19 protein-coding genes, 3 tRNA genes and 1 pseudogene are annotated in these 22427 nt (G+C 64.4%); 15 read left to right on the forward strand and 8 right to left on the reverse strand.

The window, feature by feature from the left end:
- Position 1 precedes the first annotated feature (1 nt).
- Both ACQR1X_RS16390 and ACQR1X_RS16395 read right to left on the reverse strand, forming a co-directional pair.
- Positions 2-463 carry a DUF488 domain-containing protein gene (locus tag ACQR1X_RS16390; protein ID WP_316176918.1) on the reverse strand — a complete coding sequence of 154 codons (462 nt, stop codon included), beginning with the start codon at positions 461-463 and terminating at the stop codon, positions 2-4.
- A gap of 16 nt (positions 464-479) precedes the next feature.
- On the reverse strand, positions 480-1304 hold the full coding sequence (locus tag ACQR1X_RS16395; protein WP_434899213.1) for a DUF72 domain-containing protein: 825 nt from the start codon (positions 1302-1304) through the stop codon (positions 480-482).
- 157 nt (positions 1305-1461) lie between these two features.
- Between ACQR1X_RS16395 and ACQR1X_RS16400 the strand changes: the two genes are divergently transcribed.
- From ACQR1X_RS16400 to ACQR1X_RS16410, 3 genes are all read left to right on the forward strand, one after another.
- A complete protein-coding gene (locus ACQR1X_RS16400; RefSeq protein WP_315801119.1) occupies positions 1462-1662 on the forward strand; it encodes a hypothetical protein in 201 nt (66 codons plus the stop codon).
- A gap of 351 nt (positions 1663-2013) precedes the next feature.
- Complete coding sequence (locus ACQR1X_RS16405) at positions 2014-3147, forward strand: glycosyltransferase family 2 protein (RefSeq protein WP_315801118.1); 1134 nt, start codon at positions 2014-2016, stop codon at positions 3145-3147.
- Positions 3144-4661: a glycosyltransferase family 39 protein gene (locus ACQR1X_RS16410; protein ID WP_434899214.1), complete on the forward strand. Its 1518-nt coding sequence runs from the start codon at positions 3144-3146 to the stop codon at positions 4659-4661. The genes ACQR1X_RS16405 and ACQR1X_RS16410 overlap by 4 nt, the downstream gene beginning before the upstream one ends.
- A gap of 8 nt (positions 4662-4669) precedes the next feature.
- Here the strand turns inward: ACQR1X_RS16410 and ACQR1X_RS16415 are convergent, their stop codons facing one another.
- Positions 4670-5467 (reverse strand): FkbM family methyltransferase, encoded by a 798-nt coding sequence (locus tag ACQR1X_RS16415; protein ID WP_315801116.1) that lies wholly within the window; start codon positions 5465-5467, stop codon positions 4670-4672.
- 540 nt (positions 5468-6007) lie between these two features.
- Here ACQR1X_RS16415 and ACQR1X_RS16420 point away from each other — a divergent pair.
- The 7 genes from ACQR1X_RS16420 to ACQR1X_RS16450 all read left to right on the forward strand — a co-directional run bounded on the left by ACQR1X_RS16420 (position 6008) and on the right by ACQR1X_RS16450 (position 11364).
- Positions 6008-7195, forward strand: coding sequence for a tlde1 domain-containing protein (locus ACQR1X_RS16420; RefSeq protein ID WP_316176924.1), 1188 nt, complete (start codon positions 6008-6010; stop codon positions 7193-7195).
- Positions 7196-8392: 1197 nt separating this feature from the next.
- The gene (locus tag ACQR1X_RS16425) at positions 8393-8581 is read left to right on the forward strand and encodes a hypothetical protein (RefSeq protein ID WP_315801114.1); all 189 of its coding nucleotides are present in this window, start codon (positions 8393-8395) and stop codon (positions 8579-8581) included.
- Positions 8582-8623: 42 nt separating this feature from the next.
- Positions 8624-8698 (forward strand) — tRNA-Asp (locus tag ACQR1X_RS16430).
- A 42-nt stretch (positions 8699-8740) separates the two neighbouring features.
- Positions 8741-9277, forward strand: coding sequence for an HNH endonuclease (locus tag ACQR1X_RS16435; protein ID WP_315801113.1), 537 nt, complete (start codon positions 8741-8743; stop codon positions 9275-9277).
- Between the two features lie 438 nt (positions 9278-9715).
- Positions 9716-9788, forward strand: a tRNA-Phe gene (locus ACQR1X_RS16440).
- 2 nt (positions 9789-9790) lie between these two features.
- Positions 9791-9856 (forward strand) — tRNA-His (locus ACQR1X_RS16445).
- Between the two features lie 356 nt (positions 9857-10212).
- Positions 10213-11364, forward strand: coding sequence for a slipin family protein (locus ACQR1X_RS16450; RefSeq protein ID WP_434895337.1), 1152 nt, complete (start codon positions 10213-10215; stop codon positions 11362-11364).
- A gap of 66 nt (positions 11365-11430) precedes the next feature.
- On the opposite strand, the gene ACQR1X_RS16455 is transcribed toward ACQR1X_RS16450, so the two are convergent.
- Entirely contained in the window at positions 11431-12411 is a 981-nt protein-coding gene (locus ACQR1X_RS16455; protein ID WP_434895338.1) for an invasion associated locus B family protein, read from the reverse strand.
- A gap of 100 nt (positions 12412-12511) precedes the next feature.
- On the reverse strand, positions 12512-13558 hold the full coding sequence (locus ACQR1X_RS16460; RefSeq protein ID WP_434895339.1) for an alpha/beta hydrolase: 1047 nt from the start codon (positions 13556-13558) through the stop codon (positions 12512-12514).
- A 299-nt stretch (positions 13559-13857) separates the two neighbouring features.
- On the opposite strand from ACQR1X_RS16460, the pseudogene ACQR1X_RS16465 reads away from it, so the two are divergent.
- A pseudogene (locus ACQR1X_RS16465) lies at positions 13858-14364 on the forward strand (RtcB family protein); the annotation flags it as partial.
- A gap of 158 nt (positions 14365-14522) precedes the next feature.
- On the forward strand, positions 14523-15305 hold the full coding sequence (lepB, locus tag ACQR1X_RS16470; protein WP_315801109.1) for a signal peptidase I: 783 nt from the start codon (positions 14523-14525) through the stop codon (positions 15303-15305).
- A 165-nt stretch (positions 15306-15470) separates the two neighbouring features.
- Here lepB and groL read toward each other — a convergent pair whose 3' ends face one another.
- Together groL and groES are read right to left on the reverse strand one after the other, a co-directional pair.
- Positions 15471-17111 carry a chaperonin GroEL gene (gene groL / locus ACQR1X_RS16475; RefSeq protein ID WP_315719441.1) on the reverse strand — a complete coding sequence of 547 codons (1641 nt, stop codon included), beginning with the start codon at positions 17109-17111 and terminating at the stop codon, positions 15471-15473.
- 147 nt (positions 17112-17258) lie between these two features.
- A complete protein-coding gene (groES, locus tag ACQR1X_RS16480) occupies positions 17259-17573 on the reverse strand; it encodes a co-chaperone GroES (protein ID WP_315801108.1) in 315 nt (104 codons plus the stop codon).
- A gap of 380 nt (positions 17574-17953) precedes the next feature.
- Here groES and ACQR1X_RS16485 point away from each other — a divergent pair, with 380 nt between their 5' ends.
- The 3 genes from ACQR1X_RS16485 to ACQR1X_RS16495 all read left to right on the forward strand — a co-directional run bounded on the left by ACQR1X_RS16485 (position 17954) and on the right by ACQR1X_RS16495 (position 21194).
- Positions 17954-18238 (forward strand): usg protein, encoded by a 285-nt coding sequence (locus ACQR1X_RS16485; protein WP_315801107.1) that lies wholly within the window; start codon positions 17954-17956, stop codon positions 18236-18238.
- A 133-nt stretch (positions 18239-18371) separates the two neighbouring features.
- Complete coding sequence (locus ACQR1X_RS16490; protein ID WP_434846342.1) at positions 18372-18950, forward strand: cupin domain-containing protein; 579 nt, start codon at positions 18372-18374, stop codon at positions 18948-18950.
- 222 nt (positions 18951-19172) lie between these two features.
- Complete coding sequence (locus tag ACQR1X_RS16495) at positions 19173-21194, forward strand: acyltransferase family protein (RefSeq protein WP_434899215.1); 2022 nt, start codon at positions 19173-19175, stop codon at positions 21192-21194.
- On the opposite strand, the gene ACQR1X_RS16500 is transcribed toward ACQR1X_RS16495, so the two are convergent.
- Positions 21132-22382 carry a NupC/NupG family nucleoside CNT transporter gene (locus ACQR1X_RS16500; RefSeq protein ID WP_434899216.1) on the reverse strand — a complete coding sequence of 417 codons (1251 nt, stop codon included), beginning with the start codon at positions 22380-22382 and terminating at the stop codon, positions 21132-21134. The genes ACQR1X_RS16495 and ACQR1X_RS16500 overlap by 63 nt on opposite strands.
- Positions 22383-22427 lie beyond the last annotated feature (45 nt).

Genomic DNA, 22427 nt, shown 5'->3' on the forward strand with positions numbered 1-22427 from the left:
GTCAGACCTGCGGCGCGACCAGGTTCTTCACCTTGACCTGGTCGCGGTCCTCGATGATCTCGGCGATCCATTGCCGGTGGCAATGAGCGTGGTCGCGCTCGTAGCAGAGCAGGCAGACGGGACCGGCGCTCTTCACCAGCGCGGCCAGCTCGTCCATCTGCTCCTTCGCCTGCGGCGTCTTCAGGTGCGCGCTGTAGATCTTGTGCAGCGTGTCGTAATGGCCGCTGCGCGCGGCTTCGCGGCCCTCTTTCGGCGTGCCGAGCCCGCGCAGATGGACGTAGCCGATGCCGCGCTCGTCGAGCCCGGCGGCGAGCTGGCTCTTGGAGAAGCCCGGCCGGCGCGAGGCCGCCACCGCGCGCACGTCAACCAGCAGCTTGACGCCGGCCGATTGCAGCTCGTCGAGCACGGCTTTGGCCGGCGTGTGCTCGTAGCCGATGGTGAACAGGGTCTTGCTCTTGGCCATCGTGCGTCCTCTCGCGTCAGCTCACGCGCTCGATGAGCTCCATCGCCCCGGCTGGCGCGCGCACCTTGCCCTCGTGAATGACATAGGCAAACACGTCGCGCGGCATCTTCTTCGCCGGCTTGTCGTCAACCCGGGGCAGGTCGTCCGGTTCGCTGCCGCTGGCCCAGAGCTGCAATCGCTTTGCCCAGGCGTCGAGCTGCTTCGGCGGATAGCACGTCGTAAGCTCGTCATTGCCCTTCTGCAGCCGGGCATAGACGAAATCACCCACGACATCGGCGATCGCCGGATATTTGCCGTGCTCGGCGAAGACCACCGGCGTCGCGAACTCGCGCAGCAGCGCGACGAAGCCGGGGACGCAGAAACTGTCATGGCGGACCTCGACGACGTGACGCAGCTTGCGGCCGTCGAGCTCACGCGGCAACAGCTCGAGGAACTTGCCGAAATCAGCCTCGTCGAACTTCTTGGTCGGCGCGAACTGCCACAGCACCGGTCCGAGCCGATCGCCGAGCTCGAGCACGCCGGTGTCGTAGAAGCGCTTCACGGAATCGCCGGCTTCGGCAAGCACGCGGCGATTGGTCGCGAAGCGCGGTCCCTTCAGCGAGAAGATGAAGCCGTCCGGCGCCTCGCGCGCCCATTTGCGGAAGCTCTCCGGCTTCTGCGAGCCATAATAGGTACCGTTGATCTCGATCGAGGTCAGCTTCGAGGCGGCGTATTCGAGCTCTTTCGATTGCGGCAGCTTGTCCGGATAGAACACGCCGCGCCACGGCGCGAAGGTCCAGCCGCCAATGCCGATGTAGATGTGGCTCTTGGATTGCGAGGCGCGTGCGGGGGCTTTGCTCACGGACCGATTCCGATGCTGATTGCCGAGGGTGTTGCGGTACGGAGACGATAGTCAACCGGACCGGTTCTGGCCAGTTCGGCGCTGTTGGGGCGTCGCTCTTCCCGTGCTCCGGAGGCTCGTGTATCCAGGACGTGGGCCGGGAAGGGGAGATATGGCAATGAGAGCGGAATCGGTCGGTGGCCTGCTGGGCGCGATCGTCGGGGCCGCCGTGCTGGCGGCAGCCTTCTATTATGTTCCCGTCGGGCCGATGGCCCGTCAGATGCAGCCGGCCAAGGTCGAGCTGCCGCCCACGCCGGTGCAGACCGTCCCAGTGGCCCCGGCGGTGCGGGGACCGGTCGTCCGCGAGGTTCCGAACTAGGCTGGCTTTCGTAGCCCGGCTGAGCGGAGCGATATCCGGGGTCTCCCGAAGAGTTCGCGTGAACCCGGATGTCGCTGCGCTCAGCCGGGCTACGGCGGACGGCCCTTGCATTTCGGCCGGCGCACCCCATTTGGGGAGGGAGGGTGACGTCGAGCTCAACGGCTCCGGCACCGAGACGACCACGGCAGAGCGGCTGCGCCGGATGTACGCGCGCCCTTTGTTTGTGGTCGTTGGCGTTTTTGGGCCGGATTCGCGGCGGTGCACGGCGGCACCACAGTTCGCCCTTTTTGCAGTTTCCGGCGGCCGTCGCGCTTGGCAGTGTGGAACGCGGCGGATATACGCATCCGCACCATGACCGACGCCCTCCGACCGGCCCCGCAAGTGGCCCAGCAAACCGTTGAAATTCCGATCGTTTCGGTGGTCGTTCCGACCTTCAACGAGCGCGACAATGTCACCACGCTGTATCGGCGGCTGGAGGCGGCGTTCAAGGACGTGCCGTGGGAGGTCGTGTTCGTTGACGACAACTCGCCGGACGGCACCTGGCAGGTGGTGCGCGAACTGTCGCGCAACGACCAGCGCGTCCGCTGCATCCGCCGCATCGGCCGGCGCGGCCTGTCCGGCGCCTGCATCGAGGGTATCCTGGCTGCCAGCGCGCCCTATGCGGCTGTGATCGACGCCGATCTGCAGCACGACGAGACCCAGTTGCCGAAGATGCTGTCGCTGCTGCAGAGCGGCGCGGCCGAGCTCGTGGTGGGCAGCCGCTACATCGAGGGCGGCAGCGCGGCGAGCTTCGACAGCAAGCGGGCCGGGGCCAGCGCCTTCGCCACCGAGATCGCGCGCCGCGCGCTCAAGGTCGAGGTCAACGACCCCATGAGCGGCTTCTTCATGATCCGCCGCGACCGGTTCGAGGAGATCGCGCCAAAACTGTCGACGCAGGGCTTCAAGATCCTGCTCGACATCATCGCCAGCGCCGAGGGCGGTCTGAAGACGGTCGAGGTGCCCTATACGTTCGGCTCGCGCCTGCATGGCGAGAGCAAGCTCGACTCGATGGTCGCGCTCGACTTCCTCGGCCTCGTGCTGGCCAAGATGACCAACGACGTCGTGTCGCTGCGCTTCCTGCTGTTCGCCATGGTCGGCGGCACCGGCCTGGTGGTCCATCTCGCCACGCTGTTTCTCGGTCTCAATTTGTTCGACATGCCGTTCGCCGAGGCACAGGCGCTCGGCGCCTTCGTGGCGATGACCTCGAACTTCATCCTCAACAACTTCCTCACCTATCGCGACCAGCGGCTGAAGGGCTTTGCCATCCTGCGCGGCCTGCTCGTGTTCTATCTGGTCTGCTCGGTCGGGCTGCTCGCCAATGTCGGCGTCGCCTTCTCGGTCTATGACCAGGAGCCGATCTGGTGGCTGGCGGGCGCGGCCGGCGCGCTGATGGGCGTGGTGTGGAATTACGCGATCTCCGGATTGTTCGTCTGGCGCAAGCGATGACCTCTGCGGCAGGCGCCGACGACGCCCGGCTGGTCCGCAATGTCTGGCTGACCATCGCGGGCCTCGTCATTGTCAGGCTGATCGCGGCCGCGGTCACGCCGATCACCTTCGACGAAGCCTATTACTGGATGTGGTCGAAGCATCTCGCCGGCGGCTATTACGACCATCCGCCGATGGTGGCGGTCGTGATCCGGCTGGGCACCTTGATCGCCGGCGACAGCGAGCTCGGCGTGCGGCTGGTCTCGATCCTGCTCGGCCTGCCCATGAGCTATGCGGTCTATCGCACGGCCGAGATCCTGTTCGGCGGCGTGCGCGTGGCGGCGACCGCGGCGCTGCTGCTCAACGTCACCCTGATGGCGGCAGTCGGCACCTTGATCGTGACCCCCGACGCGCCGCTGCTGGTCGCCTCCAGCTTCGTGCTGTTCTTCTGCGCCAAGCTGCTGGAGACCGGCAGGGGCGTCTGGTGGCTCGCCGTCGGTGCTGCGGTCGGCGCGGCGCTGCTGTCGAAATACACATCGCTGTTCTTCGGCGCGGCGATCCTGATCTGGCTCGTTGCCGTGCCGAGGCTGCGCCATTGGCTGGCCTCGCCCTGGCCCTATCTCGGCGGCCTCGTCGCATTGGCGCTGTTTTCGCCGGTGATCCTGTGGAATGCCGATCACCAATGGGTGTCGTTCATCAAGCAGCTCGGCCGCGCCAGGGTCGAGGCGGTCAGGCCCGTCTACATCGCCGAGATCATCCCGACGCAGTTCGCCTTCGCCACCCCGCTGGTCTTCATCCTCGGCGTGATGGGCCTCTATGGCCTGGCCCGCCGCCGGGCAGGGGACGCGGCGGCACGCGTCCTGATCGAGGCGATGGTCTGGGTCATCGTCGCCTATTTCGTGTGGCATTCGCTGCATGCCCGCGTCGAGGCCAACTGGTTCGCGCCAATCTATCCGGCCTTCGTAGTGGCTGCTGCGGCGGCGGCCCATCTCGTCGCCTGGTCGGCGCGCGAGCAGCGCACCGCGGCATTCTGCCTGCGCTGGGCGCTGCCCGCCGGCGTCGTGATGTTCGTCGCGCTGATCGTGCAGGCGAACACGGGCCTGCTGTCCGGTTATCGGCGCGATGCCACCGTCCGCAGTGTCGGCGTCGGCTGGCGCCCGCTGGCCGCCGAGATCGAGGCGGCACGCGTCCGCGTCGGCGCCTCCTGCGTGCTGGCGATGGATTATGGCACCACCGCCTGGCTGTCGTTCTATCTCCCGCCGGGGACCTGCGTGCTGCAGCCGATCCAGCGCATACGCTGGGTCAATTTCCCGGAGCCGGATCCGGCCAAGCTCGCGGGCACGCAACTGTTCGTGGATGAGGCACAGATCGCGACGCGGGTCTACGTGAGCAACACGTTCGGCCGCATCGAGAAGGTCGGCGAGGCCGCGCGCAAGCGCGGGCCCTTGACCATCGAGACCTACGCGTTCTACTCGCTCGGCGAGCCGAAGGCCGAGCTCCTCGACCGCACGCCGCCGCCGGAGCTGCAGCGCTGACGCGCGCCTCAAGCCTGCGGGATGATATCGGCCAGCGCCTTGTCCCGGCCGTGGATCGCGACCATGTTGATATCGGCGTCGACGGTCTTGTAGCCGCGGCGATCGAACCATTGCCGCAACTGGTCGGCATCGGTCTTGATCTTCTCGACCAGCATGATCGGCGTGCAGCGCTCGATCGTCGCCGCCGCCCCTTCGAGCGCCTCGAGCTCCATGCCCTCGACATCGAGCTTGATCAGGTCGCAGCGCGGCAGGTTGAAATCGTCCAGCGGAAGCTTGCGCACCTCGACGGTATCGTTCGCGTAGTCGATGGCCTGGCCGATGAACTCGGTGTTGGGACGCTGGCGCAGCTCGAGGCTGCCGAAGCTCGACGGGGTCAGATAGTTCGGGCTCGGGATGTTGAGCACGCCGCGCTCCGAGGAGACCGCGGCATGGATCGCGATCGCGTTGAAGCAGTTGTTGATCGCGATATTGCCGGCGAGCGCGTAGTAGATCCGCTCCTGCGCCTCGATCGAGAGCACGGATCCCCAGCCGGTCATCGCCTTCGCCCATTCGACGGTGTGGACGCCGATATTGGCACCACAGTCGATTGCGACCGCGCCGTCGCCATAGTGCCTGCGGCGCACGCCGAGCAGGCGGACGGCGAGCTGCACCTCTCCCGGATCGAACGCGCCGGTGTTGAGGATCTGGAAGCCGACACCGTAGCCGCGGTTGGCGTCGATCATGCGATAGTCGAGCCGGTTGACGATCATCGTACCTTGATTGGTCGAGGCCAGCACGAAGGCCAGCTTCCGGTCGGGGATCTGCATGGAGAGGTCCTCTCGTGTCGTCTCGGCAGGGAGCGGACGCGGTACGATTCGCCGACGGAGTGTCGCAGAGAATCGCCCCGTACCATACTGCCGCCAGCGGCCACAGCGCCTGTAGCTCCGGGTTGCTACGGATGCGCTTGTCGCGCCCGGCCTGCCGGAGCGGGGGCTTTCGACCGGCGAGACCTGCGGCCTTTACCTCGTCAGCGCGCGCAAACGAGAGATCATCGATCGCGCGCCGCCGCCCCGGCCCAATCGTTAACGCGGCGTGCGCTGTTTTACGGATCGGCGCAGCCGACGGATGCTGCCTCTCCGGATTTTCCCGGTACGGTAATATTGCATGTGGCTGCAGTTTTGCCCTGTTTCCGCCCTCTTTGACGGCAAAACAGGCCCTGAAGGTTAACCCGCCCCTAATCCGCCAAAACTTAATCAGCATTTAACTAAAAGTCGCCTTAATGAAGCTCTGTGCTTCTGCGAGATGCAAAGCGGGTGTCCGTGGCGCATCGAGCGAGAGTTGTCGAGTATTCGTTCGGGCGTGAGTGAATGAGTAACAGTCGAGCTGCGTTGGCCGCACGAAATCGCAGGAAGTCCTCCCTGATCGCGTTCTCTCACAAATTGATCGGTGGCGCGGCAATCGCATGCCTGATCGGGGGCTGCGCCGTGACGGTCTATACCAAGATCATCGCGGCCGACGCCTATCCGACCCTGGGCAGCATCGAGCAGGACGAGCCCGTCGTGCGCCCTGCGCCGCGGCTCGCGACGCGCAGCGCCGCCGAAGCGGTGGGCGACGCCTTCTCGGCATTCCCGGAATCTCCCCCCGTCACCACGGTCGCCGCCATCACGCCGCAGATGTTCAACGACCGCTTCGGCGCGGCCGTGCCGCAGGGCGTGGCCTCCAACGCCGCGAACGGCGCGCCGCCGCTGTCCAAGCTCGCCGAAGCCGCGCCGCCCAGGCCCGTCGAGGCCAGGCAGATCGAGACGAAGCCGTCCGAAGCCAAGTCGGCTGAGCCTGCGAAGGTTGCCGAGGCGCCGAAGAAGGATGCCCGGCCGCCGATGCAGCTGGCGCTCGCCAATACCAAGCCGGCCGCGCAGCCGCAGCAGCCCGTGACGCCGGCGCAGGCTGCCGAGGCCAATGCGCCGAAGAGCAGCGGCTTCTCGCTGCGCGCGATGACCGAGCGCGCCAAGGCGGCGGTGCTGTCGATCGCGGGTGATCGCCACTCGATCCAGGAAAAGCTCTGGGGCAAGCCGGAGAATCAGGATGGCGGGCTCCTGGCCTACGCCTCGGCTGATTCCAACATCACCGCCAGCATCGCCAAGGATCCGACCCGCGGCGGCCGGCCGCCGTATGATTTGAGCACCGCGGTCTACGACATCTCGGCCAAGGCGGTGTATCTGCCCGACGGCACCAAGCTCGAGGCGCATTCCGGCCTCGGCGAGAACCTCGACAAGCCGAGCTCGGAGAAGATCAAGATGCGCGGCGTCACGCCGCCGCATATCTATGAGCTGAAGCCGCGCGAGGCGCTGTTCCATGGCGTGCCGGCGCTGCGGCTGAACCCGATCGGCGGCGAGGACGCCATCCACGGCCGCAACGGCCTGCTGGCGCACACCTTCATGCTCGGCCCGAACGGCGACTCCAACGGCTGCGTGTCGTTCCGCGACTACTACGCGTTCCTCGATGCCTACAAGAACAAGGGCATCCGCAAGCTCGCCGTGCTCGCCCGCATCGAGTGAGCGGCGCCGGCCACGTTCTGCCGTTGTCATAGCGCCGACTCGGTCCTCTTCGTCATTTCGGCACCGGATTTTCGTCTGCTCTCTCCGCATCGTCATTCCGGGGCAGCCCGCAGGGCTGAGCCCGGAATCCATAACACGATCGGAAGTATGGATTCCGGGCCCAGCCGCTGCGCGGCTGTCCCGGAATGACGAACTGAGAGAGCCGCCGCACAGGCGCTTCGCTCACAATGATGCCCGGCATGCGTCATCAGCCTCGCACCCGCTTTCGCGTTCGAGCCTTGGCTTTGGATCACCCTCTGCAAACAAGAGGGCGCGGGGAATGCCGGGTGAGGGCCTCACCCATGGCCCGCCTGCAACAAAGAAAGCAGGCGGCAGTCACCACAGGTTCAGCCGCATCATCCGGCATTCCCCGCGCGATGGATTGACGGCTTATACGTGGTCTCCCTGGTGCGCCGGCTGTCTGGCCACCATCGGTCGGAGCATTCGTCTCTCTCGACCTTGACACCAGCGTCGGGGTGTCAGGACATCACGACTTCGCCGTGCGCATCTCCGCGTTCGTCGGCATGACCGAAGTCACGCTGCGAGGCGATGCGCCCACCGCATCCCGCCCTCCACGTTCATGACGATCGCGAAGCGCCCCTCTCATGAGGGCGGGACCGGCATAGAATGCATGATTTCTGATTTTTGGAAAGAGGAAAATGTTCGGGCTCGGCGGTGAGCGTGGTGATCCCATTGGCTGTGCTCGACAAATGAGCTTCCGCGCGCACGCATTTTCGATCGCTCGAATGACCATTTGCGACCTTGTAGCTCGCGAGAATGCGCAACTGATTTGCCCGACGAGCAGTCTGGTTGTTGCAAATCTGTCGCGGTGCAGGGGACTGCAACGCCATCGCTTCGCGCTGCGGCCTTGACGGCTTCGGGAAATTCTGCGCATAGCTCTGCCCCATCGAAATCGATGCGCCGTTTGCCGGCGCGCTCTTGAGGACCACGACCGTGTTGAGCCTACGCTCACATCTCGCGAACGCCCCCGCCAACGAACGACCGTTTACCTGGTCGCGCGATGGGTCCGGCATGGGCGTCGCCTGTCAGGGGCCTGCCAATCTCGTGCTGTCCCTGGACAAATCGGGACTGCGAATTCCAGCACAAGTATAACTCGCGGCGGGATCTTGACCCTCCGCACCAAGAGCGGAGGGTCTGATGACCCGCATGATGAGCCCAGATTCCGAGACAACCGACCACACGCGAGCACTGTGCTCGCCGGTGGCGCTTGCCTTCGTGCGCATCGTCATGGCCTGCCGCGGCGTCACCGAGGCGCGCGCTCGCCAGATCTATCTCGACTACATCAATGGCGTTCGGCCGGAGCATGCTCCGGCTGGATTCGACTGATTGACCATGATCGTGCCGGCGCAGGCCGGGCGCGACGAACAGGCCCAGGGTCCCATCTGGCGAAGGGACCGGACTGTCGATCCGGTAAGGCGGGTTCGATTCCCGTCATGGGCGCCAACATGACCCGATGAGATCACGAGCCGAGAGAGGAGGTCGACGATGTCAGCAACAAATCCGGCGCTGGTTCTCAACGCCGACTTCCAGCCGCTGAGCTACTTTCCGCTGTCGGTGTTCAGCTGGGAGGATGCCGTCAGGGCCGTGGTCGGCGGATCGCACGTCGTCGTTGCCGAGTACGATCGCGTCGTCCGCAGCCCGAGCGTGACGATGCGGTTGCCGTCGGTGATCGCGCTGCGCGACTACGTCAGACCGGCGACGCGGGTGCCGTTCACGCGCTTCAACGTCTTCCTGCGCGATCGCTTCACGTGTCAGTACTGCGGCGGCCGTTATCTCCACGGCGAGCTGACGTTCGACCACGTGGTGCCGCGCGCCGATGGCGGCGAGACGTCGTGGAGCAACATCGTCGCCGCCTGCAGTCCCTGCAACGCGCGCAAGGACCGGCGTCACCTCAAGCCGCGGCGGCCGCCGTTCGAGCCGACGCGGCACGAGCTGATGGCCGCACAGCGCCTGTTCCCGCCGAGATTCTTGCACGAGACGTGGCAGGACTATCTCTACTGGGACGTGGAGCTGGAGCGCTGACGATGGCCGTGGTGCCCAGATGAACTCACGTCGTCGCCCGTCGGGCGGCGGCGTGAGCGACATGCGGTGTTCAACGAGCTGCGCGTGTGAGCCCGGATGTCGCTGCGCTCATCCGGGCTACGTGGTGGTCACGTGCTTGTAGTGGCGCGTTTGTAGCCCGGATGAGCGCAGCGATATCCGGGGTATCACGAGCTGCGTGTATGAGCCCGCATGCCGCTTCGCTCATGCGGACGAAATTCTTTGATGATCGAGAGATCGAACTGTATTTAATTAGTAACGACGAGGTCGGCAGTGAAAATGAGCGAGATGTTTGTCTTGCGTAAAATGGGAATTGCATGTAGCAGAACGATCCTTCGTGATGACTTTGGTTCGGGCTCGCTGAGATCCCGACTGGCGCGGCCGGTGTCCGGTCCCGTGTTCCGTCGTCGCAAAGAGCAAGGAGTCTGTAGCTCATGGAGAGCGTCGGGTTGAAGGCCCGAAGGCATCGGTTCGATTCCGGTCGACACCACCAAAGGATAGCTCAGTTGGATAGAGCAGATGATTATGATTCATCGGGTCGCGGGTTCGACTCCCGCTCCAGCGCTTCGGTTTAGCCTGAAAAGCTAATCGCCTCTGACGAGGACCGGACGCGCGCTTCAGTCGCGGTCCGGCCGTTTTGCCCAAGAAAATTTCGAGGGCATTTCGACCAGATCAAAGACACTGCAGAGCCGGCTCTGCGCCGCGGTGGATACCGCGTCCGAAGATGTCGGGAAGGCTGCGCAAGGACGCTCGGACTTATGGTTCGCGCGACCGCGCGCGTGCGCCCGGCATCGTCAGACGCTCAAGCCTCGGCCCGCTCAGTTCACGCAGGAAGCGTCGTCCGGTCCTCACGTCCTTTGATCGATGACATCAGCATTCTGGCCGATGGGCCGGAAAGCAAACCGTGGGAGTGTGTTGTGACTTGGCATCTGGTGACGAAGACCGTGACGGTGGAGGATGGCGAGCGGGCGCTGGTCTGGCGCGACGGCCAGCTCATGCGGGTGCTCGTGCCGGGGCGCCATGTGCTGCTCGATCCGCTGCACCGGCTGAAGGTGCAGGTGTTCGACGTCGTCCGCACCGAATATACCACCGAGCGCTACGCGGTGCTGAAGGCCGCACGGCCCGATCTCGCCGCGGAGCTGTTCGAGGCGGTGGAGACCGGCGCGAACGAGATCGCGATCGTCAGCCTCGACGGCCGGCCGACGCATCTGCTCACGCCCTGGCAGACCCGCGTCTACTGGACGGTCGCGACTGATGTCGAGGTCGAACGCATCGACATCACCAGCGACGTGCGCGTGAGCGCGCGGCACCTGGCGATGATCGAGCGCAACCGGCCGGGCATCGTGACCGAGGCCGTGGTCGAGAACCACGAGGCCGGTCTGCTCCATGTCGACGGCAGGCTGACCGAGCGGCTGGCGCCGGGCCGGCATGCCTTCTGGGCGGTCGGCCGCAAGATCGAGGTCAAGCGCCTCGATCTCAGGCCCACGGTGCTCGAAATCACCGCGCAGGAGATGCTGACCAAGGATCGCATCGCGCTGCGGGTGACGCTGACGGCGTTTCGCCGGATCGTTGATCCGGAGGCGGCGCTGGCGACGTCGCCCGACGTGGACGCGTGGCTGTACCGGCTGGTGCAGTTCGCGATCCGGGAGGCGGTGGCGTCGCGCACGCTCGACGAGGTGCTGGCGGCGAAGGCCTCGCTCGACGCGGAGCTGCGCGACTACGTGCGCGCGCGGCTCGACGGCTCGGGCGTGGAGATCGCGGAGCTCGGCGTGAAGGACGTGATCCTGCCCGGCGAGATCCGCGACCTCGTCAACAAGGTGGTCGAGGCGGAGCGGCTGGCCAAGGCCAACCTGATCCGCCGCCAGGAGGAGACCGCGGCGACGCGCTCGCTCCTGAACACCGCCAGGCTGATGGAGGAGAACCCGCTGCTGCTGCGGCTCAAGGAGCTGGAGTCGCTGGAGCGCCTGGTCGAAAAGGTCGGCCGCATCGACCTGCACGCCGGTGAGGGGGCCGGCCTCGACGCGCTGCTGACGCGGCTGGTGCGACTGAAGGCGCCCGATGCGGCGTGATGGACAAGAGAGGCCGCCCACGGGCGGCTTCTCATGCTTGCACAAGAACGCCTACCTCGTTGAGGGCTAACGAGATGACTTCGGACGATGGTAGGGCACTTCTGTACTAGAAAGCGGAGCGACAGCCACCTTGGCGTCATCTCCCTCGGTGGGAACAAGTCCGGCCGGGGCTACCTCGCTTACAACACCATAAACTGACCAGAGCGGCGCGCGATCGAGACCTGACGCGCGATCGGAGTCGGCGCTATGCTGCCGGACCCACACAGCCGAATTGTCGCACTCCTTGGATTTCTTGGCCCAATCGCGTACTTCATCTCGCTGCCGAATTGTTAGATCTTGCGATACGAAAACTACCTTGGTCGCAGGTAGCTCGCGACAAGTCTTCAATGGTGCCTTCCAGTCGCTAGTCCCAGCATTCGCGGCGAGTTCAAACACTCGCCGCTCTAGCAATACCTTGGCGTCGTGCATCTGCCGTCGACGGTCAGCAGACGCGACAACCTCCGAGCTCAGACCAGTTCCTTTTTCCAGGGCTTTGAGGGCGTCTCGCATCTGAGCCAGATCGAGGAAAATCACAATGCCCCTCGCTTCTTGAATTTGATATTCAATGGACAATTGCCGCCTCGTAGCAACTTGATCCATTAGAGTTTCATTCAGCGAAATGATGCTCTCGCAAGATGAAATCGAGCACGTATCTATGGGAGCCCTTACCGCTTGTCGACCATCAAACCCCAATGAGATGCCGTTTCTAAAGTATTTTAGTAACGGTGTTCTGATCGTCATCTCAACCTCACCGGAGGGGCCGACTAGCGTTATAGCGACCTTCGTCCAGAGTTTTGGATCGTCGGGCGCAAGGGCGCCGTTAGTGAGGGAGCATTTTTCATAGTTGCTGCCGTCGACATCTTTCAGGCAGTAGAGGGACCAATCGCCATATTTCCCCTTGAGTTCGACTTCCTGTCCTGAAGCAGGGAAACTCATTATTGAAAACACAACAACAAGAAAAACAGCGCAGGCGCGGCTGGCTGACGCCGATTTTGAAATCGCTTCCATGGCAGTTCTCCCTGCCTCTCCGTGTTAAGGCAAATAGTCCTTGACAGTAGCAGAATCAACAGGCGACTTTTCGAATTTTGCCCCAGATCCCCTGGTCAAGCTATCGATAGTTGAGGAAGATTTCGCGGTAGGGAACTCGCTGCATATCGTCAAGCGCGCGCCCGAAAAGCGCACGTTTCATGTCCGATAAAATTTCAGGGGTATTTCGGTAGTAGGAGTGGCTGAAGACATCTCTATAGTTGCCAAGGACTCGGATGAATTCAACGCCCTCTATATAGTCCTTGGGTTGTTTTGGTGTGCCGCAAAAACCTAGGCGCTCTTCGTGGTTCACCCAATAAGACAGCATCAATGCCCTATCAAGACCGCAGTAGATTGTGAGGCGTCTGGATTTTCGAACAAACCGTTCGCGAACCTTAGAAAAATACTTTACTCCAATGTCTGGCGCAGCGAGCACCACGTTTGGGGCAGGGTCGTATTGCGACGCTTGATTGACCACAGGCGAACGTTGTGCCAGCACATCAAGAGCTAACAATGTACCCATACTATGGGCTACCAAATCAAAGTGGTCTCCGTCACTCGAGAGAAAATCGTCGATCGATTGACGCAGTGCGGGCTCGGACGATTGAGCCATTTCGAGGGTTGCACGATAGGCATCGTCTGCCGCTGTGCTAACTGTCACTGGCGTCCGATCTGCGGGCCAGCTAAAGAGCAGCGGAACGCCTTTGACCTCCAAATCCACGACTAACTGCGCTAGGCCTTCAGCGCCATCTCGGAAGCTTTCGTTGATTCCGTGTACATAAATTAGCGCGCGCTCACCGTCAGGAAATCGCTGGTCTTGCCCTAAGTAGCGCGCAGCATCACGAGAAGCAACAAATCCATATCGTTCGATACTGAAATACCGGAAAGAATTTGGTCCATTCGGCCATGAATAGTAGTTTTGGTCGGCTAGGTTTCGATTGTCAGGATACCCGACGTCTGCCCAGCCGTAGGCTAGAGAGGGGCTGCGTGATGTGGAAAAGACCTCGTCGATCGCCAACGACACGCCGCGTTTGGTGAATGAAGGGGGTGCGACAATCAGTCGGTTAGTTGCAAATAATATCCGCTGATGATTCACGTAAAGGCGTTCGCCAGGTAGCAGAGACTGCATGTCTAATGCCGGAGACGTACTCGATGTCTCTTGCCTCTCGGCCGCGGCCGAAGGAGCTACTCCAACAAAGATGAGCAGCACTAAGCTGCGAATTAACGATAAATCCGAGAGATGAGAGCGACTGATCTGAAACATTTTTTCTGAAAATTGTGCGATTAGTTTAATCAATAATACTAAAGGTTGTGAGTGTGCGCAAGGGCAGGTGCGTTTTAATAGAAGAAAGAGAGACCAGTTCGCGCAGCTTCGCCTGCTGGAAATAAAGCTACCCTCAATGTCACTTTGAAGCCAATCGGTGTTGTAACACCGAAGCGATCCATGACCTCGCGGCGGCGAAGCTCGGCAACGCCGTCACGGACCGGTTCTGGAACGAGCACAACTTCGTTTTCCAGAAGAGCGACGGCCTGTTCTATCACGGCAAGGGGGCGACGCCGAACTGGTCCGGCTTCTCGGCCGATGATGACAGACGCACCATCGTGCCGCTCAACATGGCCGAGCCGGTGCTGATCCTGAAGCACCGGGACAACAAGGACGCGCTCGGCTTCGCGCCACATGGCGCCGGGCGCAATCTCGGGCGGAAGGCTTTTCTGCGCGAGAATCGTCCCGAGCTGCCTGATGGCATCGACGCGCGCTTCTATTGCGGCAAGCCCGATCTGTCGGAGCTGCCGCAGGCCTACAAGAACGCCGCGTCGGTGCGGGCGCAGATCGCACGCTACGGGCTCGGCGAGGTGATCGACGAGGTGATCCCTTACGGCTCGATCATGGCCGGCGACTGGGAAGCCGACGCGCCGTGGCGAAAGGGACGGTGAAAGCTACGATCAGGGAGAGGTCGCCCACGGGCGGCCTCTCGTTGACGAATGGGCAGGGGCTGGAGATCATCGGCAGCCGCGTGGCTTCCGGTTCATTTGGTGATTGCGCAGGCTCGGGCCTTCCCTCATCCTCAGGGTGTGAAGAGGGGGAAGACGCGATGACGAGCCTGGAGGTGGGCGCGACCGGGCCGAGGCGCGAGCCGTGGTGGGCGATCGTAGCGATCTTCATCGCGGGCTTCGTGGCTCTTTGCCTGCTGCTGGCTTCGCCGGTGCTGATCCGCACCTTTCTGTTTCAGCCGTTCAACATTCCTTCATCCTCGAACATTCCAACGCTTCTCGTCGGCGATATCTTCTTCGTGTCGAAATATCCCTATGGCTACAGCCGCTTCACTTGGCCGTTGTCATGGCCTTCGTCGCTGCCGCCGTCGGCGCGGATCTGGGGTGCGACGCCTGCGCGCGGCGATGTCGTCGCGTTCTTCCTGCCGAAAGACAATGCGACCGTCTATATCAAGCGCGTCGTCGGACTGCCCGGCGATCGCGTCCAGATGAAGGACGGAGTGCTCTACATCAACGATACGGCCGTCGCGCGCGAGCGGGTCGAGGATCTGACCGGAGAGGCGGCCTGCGGGGGCGATGCGACCGAGCGCGTCAAGCGCTGGCGCGAGACCTTGCCGAATGGCGTGAGCTACGAGACGCTGGATTGCGTCAGCAACGGCTTCTTCGACAACACCAATGTCTTCGTCGTGCCGCCCGGCCGGCTGTTCATGCTCGGCGACAACCGTGACAACTCGACCGACAGCCGCGTGCTGTCCCAGATCGGCTATGTGCCGATCGAGAATGTCATCGGCCGCGCCGCCATGATCTTCTTTTCGGCCGCCGGTGCCGGCAAAGGCAGGCCCGGCCGCATCCGCTTCGAGCGGATCGGGACGATGGTGAGGTAGACCGGTCGCGGATGTCGTAGCCCGCATGAGCGAAGCGACATGCGGCACTGCCGACTCTCCTTCTCGAGACCCCGGATATCGCTTCGCTCATGCGGGCTACGCTCTGAGCAAAGAAAAGGGCGCGGCTTTCGCCGCGCCCTTGGTATCTTCGCGAGGAGGCCGGACTTAGAAGTCCATGCCGCCCATGCCGCCGCCCGGAGGCATCGCGGGGCCGCCGGCGTTCTTCTTCGGCAGCTCGGCGACCATCGCCTCGGTGGTGATCAGCAGGCCGGCCACCGACGCGGCGTTCTGGATCGCGGCGCGCACGACCTTGGTCGGGTCGATGATGCCCTTGGAGACCATGTTCACGTAGTCGCCCGACTGCGAGTCGAAGCCGTACGCATACTGCTCCTTCTCGAGGATCTTGCCGACGATGACCGAGCCGTCCTCGCCCGCGTTGATGGCGATCTGGCGGGCCGGGGCGGAGAGCGCCTTGCGGACGATCTCGATGCCGGTCTTCTGGTCCTCGTTCTTGGCGCGGACGCCCTTGAGCTGCTCGGAGGCACGGAGCAGGGCGACGCCGCCGCCCGGCAGGATGCCTTCCTCGACAGCCGCGCGGGTCGCATGCATCGCGTCATCCACGCGATCCTTGCGCTCCTTCACCTCGACCTCGGTCGCGCCGCCGACGCGGATCACCGCGACGCCGCCCGCGAGCTTGGCCAGACGCTCCTGCAGCTTCTCACGGTCGTAGTCCGAGGTGGTCTCCTCGATCTGCGCCTTGATCTGCTGAACGCGCGCCTCGATGTCGGCCTTCTTGCCGGCGCCGTTGACGATCGTGGTGTTCTCCTTGTCGATCATCACCTTCTTGGCGCGGCCGAGCATGGAGAGGTTGACGTTCTCGAGCTTGATGCCGAGGTCTTCCGAGATCGCCTGGCCGCCGGTCAGGATCGCGATGTCCTGCAGCATGGCCTTGCGGCGATCGCCGAAGCCCGGCGCCTTGACGGCAGCGACCTTCAGGCCGCCACGCAGACGGTTGACGACGAGCGTGGCCAGAGCCTCGCCCTCGACGTCCTCGGCGACGATGACCAGCGGCTTGCCGGTCTGCACCACGGCCTCGAGCAGCGGCAGCAGCTCGTTCAGCGACGACAGCTTCTTCTCGTTGATGAGAATGTAGGCGTCGTCCATCTCGACGCGCATCTTGTCGGCGTTGGTGACGAAGTAGGGCGAGATGTAGCCGCGATCGAACTGCATGCCCTCGACGACGTCGAGCTCGGTCTCGAGCGACTTGGCTTCCTCGACGGTGATGACACCCTCGTTGCCGACCTTCTTCATGGCGTCGGCGAGGAACTTGCCGATCTCGGAGTCGCCGTTGGCGGAGATGGTGCCGACCTGGGCGATCTCGTCGTTCGACGTGACCTTCTTGGAGTTCTTGACGAGATCGGCGACGACCGCCTCGACCGCGAGGTCGATGCCGCGCTTCAGATCCATCGGGTTCATGCCGGCGGCAACCGCCTTGGCGCCTTCGCGGACGATGGCCTGGGCCAGCACGGTCGCGGTGGTGGTGCCGTCGCCGGCCGCGTCAGCGGACTTCGAGGCGACTTCGCGCACCATCTGCGCGCCCATGTTCTCGAACTTGTCGTCGAGCTCGATCTCCTTGGCGACGGTGACGCCGTCCTTGGTGATGCGCGGCGCGCCGAACGACTTGTCGAGGACGACGTTGCGGCCCTTCGGACCGAGCGTGACCTTCACGGCATTGGCGAGAATGTCCACGCCGCGCAGCATGCGGTCGCGGGCTTCGACGCCGAACTTTACGTCTTTCGCTGACATATTGGGTTTCCCTGGTTTTGATCGAGATCCTCGTCCTGAGGAGCCCGCGCAGCGGGCGTCTCGAAGGACGAGATGAGGAGGTGGTTGGGGCCTCATCCTTCGAGACGCCGGCTCAAGCCGGCTCCTCAGGATGAGGGGCAACGGCGCTTAGGCGGCCTTCTTCTTGGCCGCGGTGTCGGTGAGAACGCCCATGATGTCGCTCTCCTTCATGATGAGCAGCTCCTGGCCGTCGATCTTGACCTCGGTGCCCGACCACTTGCCGAACAGCACGCGGTCACCGACCTGAACGTCGAGCGGGACGAGCTTGCCGCTCTCGTCGCGGGCGCCGGGGCCCACCGCGATCACTTCGCCCTGCGAGGGCTTTTCCTTGGCCGAGTCGGGGATGATGATGCCGCCAGCGGTCTTCTCTTCGGCGTCGATGCGCTTGACCACGACGCGGTCGTGAAGCGGACGGAAAGCCATACAGTCCTCCTAAGGTATTGAAGCGATTGTCAGTTTCTGGAGATTTGGCAGTCGGCGCCGGCGAGTGCCAGCACGCGGGCTGGATTTAGGGGAGAGTTTTATGCCGGGCAAGGCCTTGTAGCAGAAAAATTAGCAGTCGATCGCGGGCTCTGCCAAAGCGTTCCGACAGCGTTAACGGAGGCGGAACGAACCGCGAAACCCCGTATTAGCACCTGGGCTAAGTGGCTGCTAATGCAGCATTTTTCAACATGTCGTTAAACATTTAAGCTTGAGATGGGTTGAGGACATGCGTCACATTTCTAGGCAGTGAGCGCATCGTTGCCGGGTGGCTCCATCCCCGGTTGGCCACACGGACATGCGCTCCAGAAACGGAGGTTGGCATGGTGTCGAGGGTTGAGGTTTCCGAGGACTTTCGGAAACAGGTGCTGGGTTACGGGCTGACGACCGCGCAGATCCTGTATCGGATGCCGGACCATCGCTCGCTGCTGCAGACCTATGTCTGGCAGAACTACGACCTGTTTCCGAAATTCCCTGCGCTGCAGGACTTCCTGGCGTTCTGGGAGGAGAAGATCGAGGGCCCGCTGTACTCGGTCACCGTGGCGCATTCCAAGCTGATCAAGCCCGCCGAGCTGCGCGCCGTCGACGGCGTGTTCGTGCTGCATTGAGCTGACAACCCCGCCATCGGTGTCATTCCGGGCTCGTGCTGCGCACGCCCCGGAATGACGACCTTTGTTGGAGCTCTGCCGAGTCCCCCCAATTGTGATAGCCTCTGACCCGAGGACTCGCAGGGAGAGCGCCATGGCCAAGAAGAGCCGCAGCACCACATCATCATCACGCGCCGCCGCGAAGGCTGCGCCGCGTAAGGTCGCAAAGACAAGGCCGACGGCGAAGACTGCCGCCAAGACAGCCGCCAAGCCAGGCAGGGCGGCTGCACCGTCCGCGCGCAAGGCGCTCGTGAGCAAGGGGCGGCCAGCGCCGGCGCCGCGCCGGCGCAAGCAGAAGGTCGCGATCAGCCATCACCGCGAGGAGGATTTCAGGGCCGACGGCCTGCGCGCCTATGCGCATTATCGCGACCTCGGCATCGCCGACGCGACGCACGGCCTGGCGCGCGCGCATGTCATCCGCATGCTGCCACCGTGCAATCCGCAGGAAGTCTCCAAGCTGCACACCCATGCGGTCGACTTCCAGATGGTCTATGTGCTCAAGGGCTGGGTGAAGAGCTACCTCGAAGGCGTCGGCGAGACGCTGATGAAGGAGGGCAGCTGCTGGACCCAGCCGCCGAAGATCCGCCACATGATCCTCGACTATTCCGACGACGTCGAGCTGCTCGAGGTGATCCTGCCGGCCGACTTCAAAACCGTCGAACTGTCGACGTAAAGCCGACAGAAATGGATGGAAACATCCGCGACGCGGTGGACGGCGGTCCCATCGCGCGTGTGTGTTGACATCCGGTCTCGCGTCATTGGGACGGATGGGCCGGCGACGAATCCGTCGGACGTGTTCGTCGCGGGCTTGCGTAAAGGCGTACCCGTCCCGTTGCCGCGCTTCGTCGTCCAGTTCGCTCCGACCATTGCGTGCGCGCCTCGCACGCGTGCATCGATGCAGCCTCGCATCGCCAACGCGGGCGCCGGCTCGGCTTCAGGTGCAGGCCATCGCGAGGACATCGACTGGCTGCGCGCCATCGCGGTGCTCTCCGTCGTCGCATTCCATTTCGAGGCGCCGGCGATCTTCGGCGGCTTCGTCGGCGTCGACATCTTCTTCGTCATCTCAGGATACCTGATCACCGGCATCATCGCGGCAGAGATGGCGCAGGGCCGCTTCTCGTTCGCGCAATTCTACGAGCGGAGGGTGCGGCGGCTGCTGCCGGCGCTCTACGCCATGGTGGCGTTCGCGGCGCTCCCGGCGTCGCAGGACATGCTGGGCTCCGAGCGCGCCGAGTTCCTCCGTTCCGCGGCCGCCGTCGTCACCTTCACCTCGAACATCTTCTTCTGGCTGCAGTCCGGCTATTTTGACCACGCGGCGGTCGAGAAGCCGCTGCTGCATACCTGGTCGCTGGCGGTCGAAGAGCAGTTCTATCTGGTGCTGCCCGTGGTGGTCTGGGCCGTGCTGCGGCTGGCGCGCGGCCACAGGCTCGCGCTGCCGGTCACTCTCGCGCTGCTTGCCACAGGCTCGTTCGCGCTCGGCCTGATGCTGATGCGCGGCGGCGCGTCCGCGAGCGCGTTCTTCCTCAGCCCGCCGCGCGCCTGGGAATTCCTGCTCGGCAGCCTGGTCGCGATATCCGGCCTTCCCGCGCCGCGGCCGGGTCTCGTTCAGCGCGGCGCCCGCGCGCTGTCGCTGCTGCTGATGGCGGTGCCGATCCTGGCGCTGCGCCCCGGACCGGGCTTCCCCGGCGTCGACGCGCTGGCGCCATGCCTCGGCGCGGCGCTGTTCCTGTGGAGCGGCGCCGGCGTGGCCAATGTGCCGCGCAGCCCGCTGTCGCCGCTCGGCGTGGCGGCGTTCTTCGGCCGCATCTCCTATTCGCTGTATCTCTGGCACTGGCCGCTGTTCGCCTTCGCGCGCTTCGCCAAGCCCGGTCTCGCGCTCGACGGCTGGGAGCGGGCGGCCCTGTTCGTCCTCACGGTCGCGGTCGCCACGCTGTCCTGGCGCTTCATCGAGCAGCCGTTCCGCAACCGCCGGCTCGCGGCGACTCCGCGCGCCGCGTTCGGTCTTGCGGCGCTGGCGAGCCTGCTGCTGCTGGCCGGCAGCGGCGTCGGCCTGCTGCGCGCCGGCGCGGTGTCTGACAACGACCGCGCGGCGCAGCGGCTGGACGCCTACAATGCCTACGACATGAAGCCGGTCTATCGCTACGGCACCTGCTTCACGACACCGGACGGCCGGGTCGCCGAGGATTGTCTGCAGGCGGTGGCCGGCAAGACCAATGTGCTGCTGTGGGGCGACAGTTTTGCGGCCCACTACTATCACGGCCTCAGGGCCCAGCTCGATCCGGACACCGTCAACATCATGCAGGCGAGCCAGCCCACCTGCATGCCGACCTTCAGCGCGGAGACGCAGGGCGTCGCGGCCTGCCGCGCCCTGGCGAGCCAGATGCGCGACTATTTCGCGCAAGCGCGGCCCGACCTCGTGGTGATGTCGGCGGACTGGCTGGAGAACGCGCGCCCGCCGCGGTTCGCCGGCATGGTGCGCGACCTCAAGCAGACGCTGCAACGGCTGCAGGAGGCCGGCATTCCGGTGGTCCTGCTCGGTCCCTCCGTGCAGTTCCGCGCGCGGCTGCCGTCGATGCTGGCACGCGCCACCCTGCGCGGCGTGACGCCCGATCCCGCGGCATTCGTCCGCTCGGACATCTTTGCGCTGGATGCCGCGATGCAGGCTGCGCTGCCGAGTGGCGAGGGCTTTTCCTACGTCTCGATCCTGTCGGCGGTCTGCGAGGACGGCCGCTGCCCGCTCACCGCCGGCGACGTCCCGCTGTCCTTCGACCACGCGCATCTCACCGCGGCGGGCTCGCGCCATGTGATGGCCCGGATCGCGCCGCTGCTGCTTCCGCAGACGACGGAGCTCAGCTTACGTCAGCAGGCCGACGATCGCACCCATCAGACAGGTGGTGAGGGTGCCCGAGACGATTGACTTGAGGCCGAGCGCGTTGATCTCGTCGCGCCGCGTCGGCGCCATGGTGCCGAGGCCGCCGATCATGATGCCGAGGCTGGCGAAGTTGGCGAAGCCGCACATCGCATAGAGCATGATCAGCCGCGCGCGCGGATCGAGCGCGCCTGCATCGAGCTTCGCCAGCTCGACATAGGCGATCAGCTCGTTCAGCACCGTCTTGGTGCCCATCAGGCTGCCGGCGGTGACGGCCTCTGACCATGGCAGGCCCATCAGCCAGCACACCGGCGCCATGACGAGGCCGAGCAGCCGCTGCAGCGAGACGTCGGCGCCGCCGATGGCGGGCAGCAGCGACAGGATCGCGTTGGCGAGATGCACCAGCGCGACCAGCACCAGCAGCAGCGCCACGATGTTCATCAAGAGCTCGAGCCCGGCGCTGGTGCCCTTGACGATCGCGTCCATGGTCGAGGTGGCCTCGGTCCCGGGATCTGCGAGCGCGCCGCCGGTGAGCTGCTTCGAGGTCTCTGGCACCATGATCAGGCTGATCAGGATCGACGCCGGCGCGCCGAGCACCGAGGCGATGACGAAATGCGCGGCAGCGTCGGGGATCAGCGGCGCCAGCAGCGTGGCGTAGAGCACCAGCACGGTGCCGGCGATGCCGGCCATGCCGCCGGTCATGACGAGAAACAATTCGCTGCGCGTCATCTGCGCCAGATATGGCCGGATGAACAGCGGCGCTTCCACCATGCCCAGGAAGACATTCGCGGCCGTCGACAGGCCGACCGCGCCGCCGACGCCGAGGGTGCGCTCCAGCAGCCAGGCCATGCCGCGCACCAAGGGCGGCAGAACTCGCCAGTAGAACAAGAGCGTCGTGAGCACGCTCATGACCAGCACGATCGGCAGCGCCTGGAAGGCGAGCACGAAATCGGCACCGGGCGCCTTCAGCTCGAAGGGCAGGGCGCCGCCGCCGACATAGCCGAAGACGAACGAGGTGCCGGCCCGGGAGGCCGACGAGATGGCGCCCACGACATCGTTGATGGCGCCGAACGCGCGGGCGACGGCGGGGACCTTGAGCAGGACGATCGCCGTCACGAGCGTCACCACCAGCCCGAGCCCGGCCTGTTTCAACGACACCGCGCGCCGGTTTTCGCCGAGCGCCCATGCGATCGCCAGCAGCGCGACGATCCCGAACCCCGATTGCAGCTGAAGCATCAGATCCCCCGAACCCCGTTTCATTATGAGCGCAGGGAACTGCCG

Origin of the sequence: Bradyrhizobium sp. HKCCYLRH3073 (genome assembly GCF_051167995.1) — a bacterium.
Classification (GTDB): Bacteria; Pseudomonadota; Alphaproteobacteria; order Rhizobiales; family Xanthobacteraceae; genus Bradyrhizobium.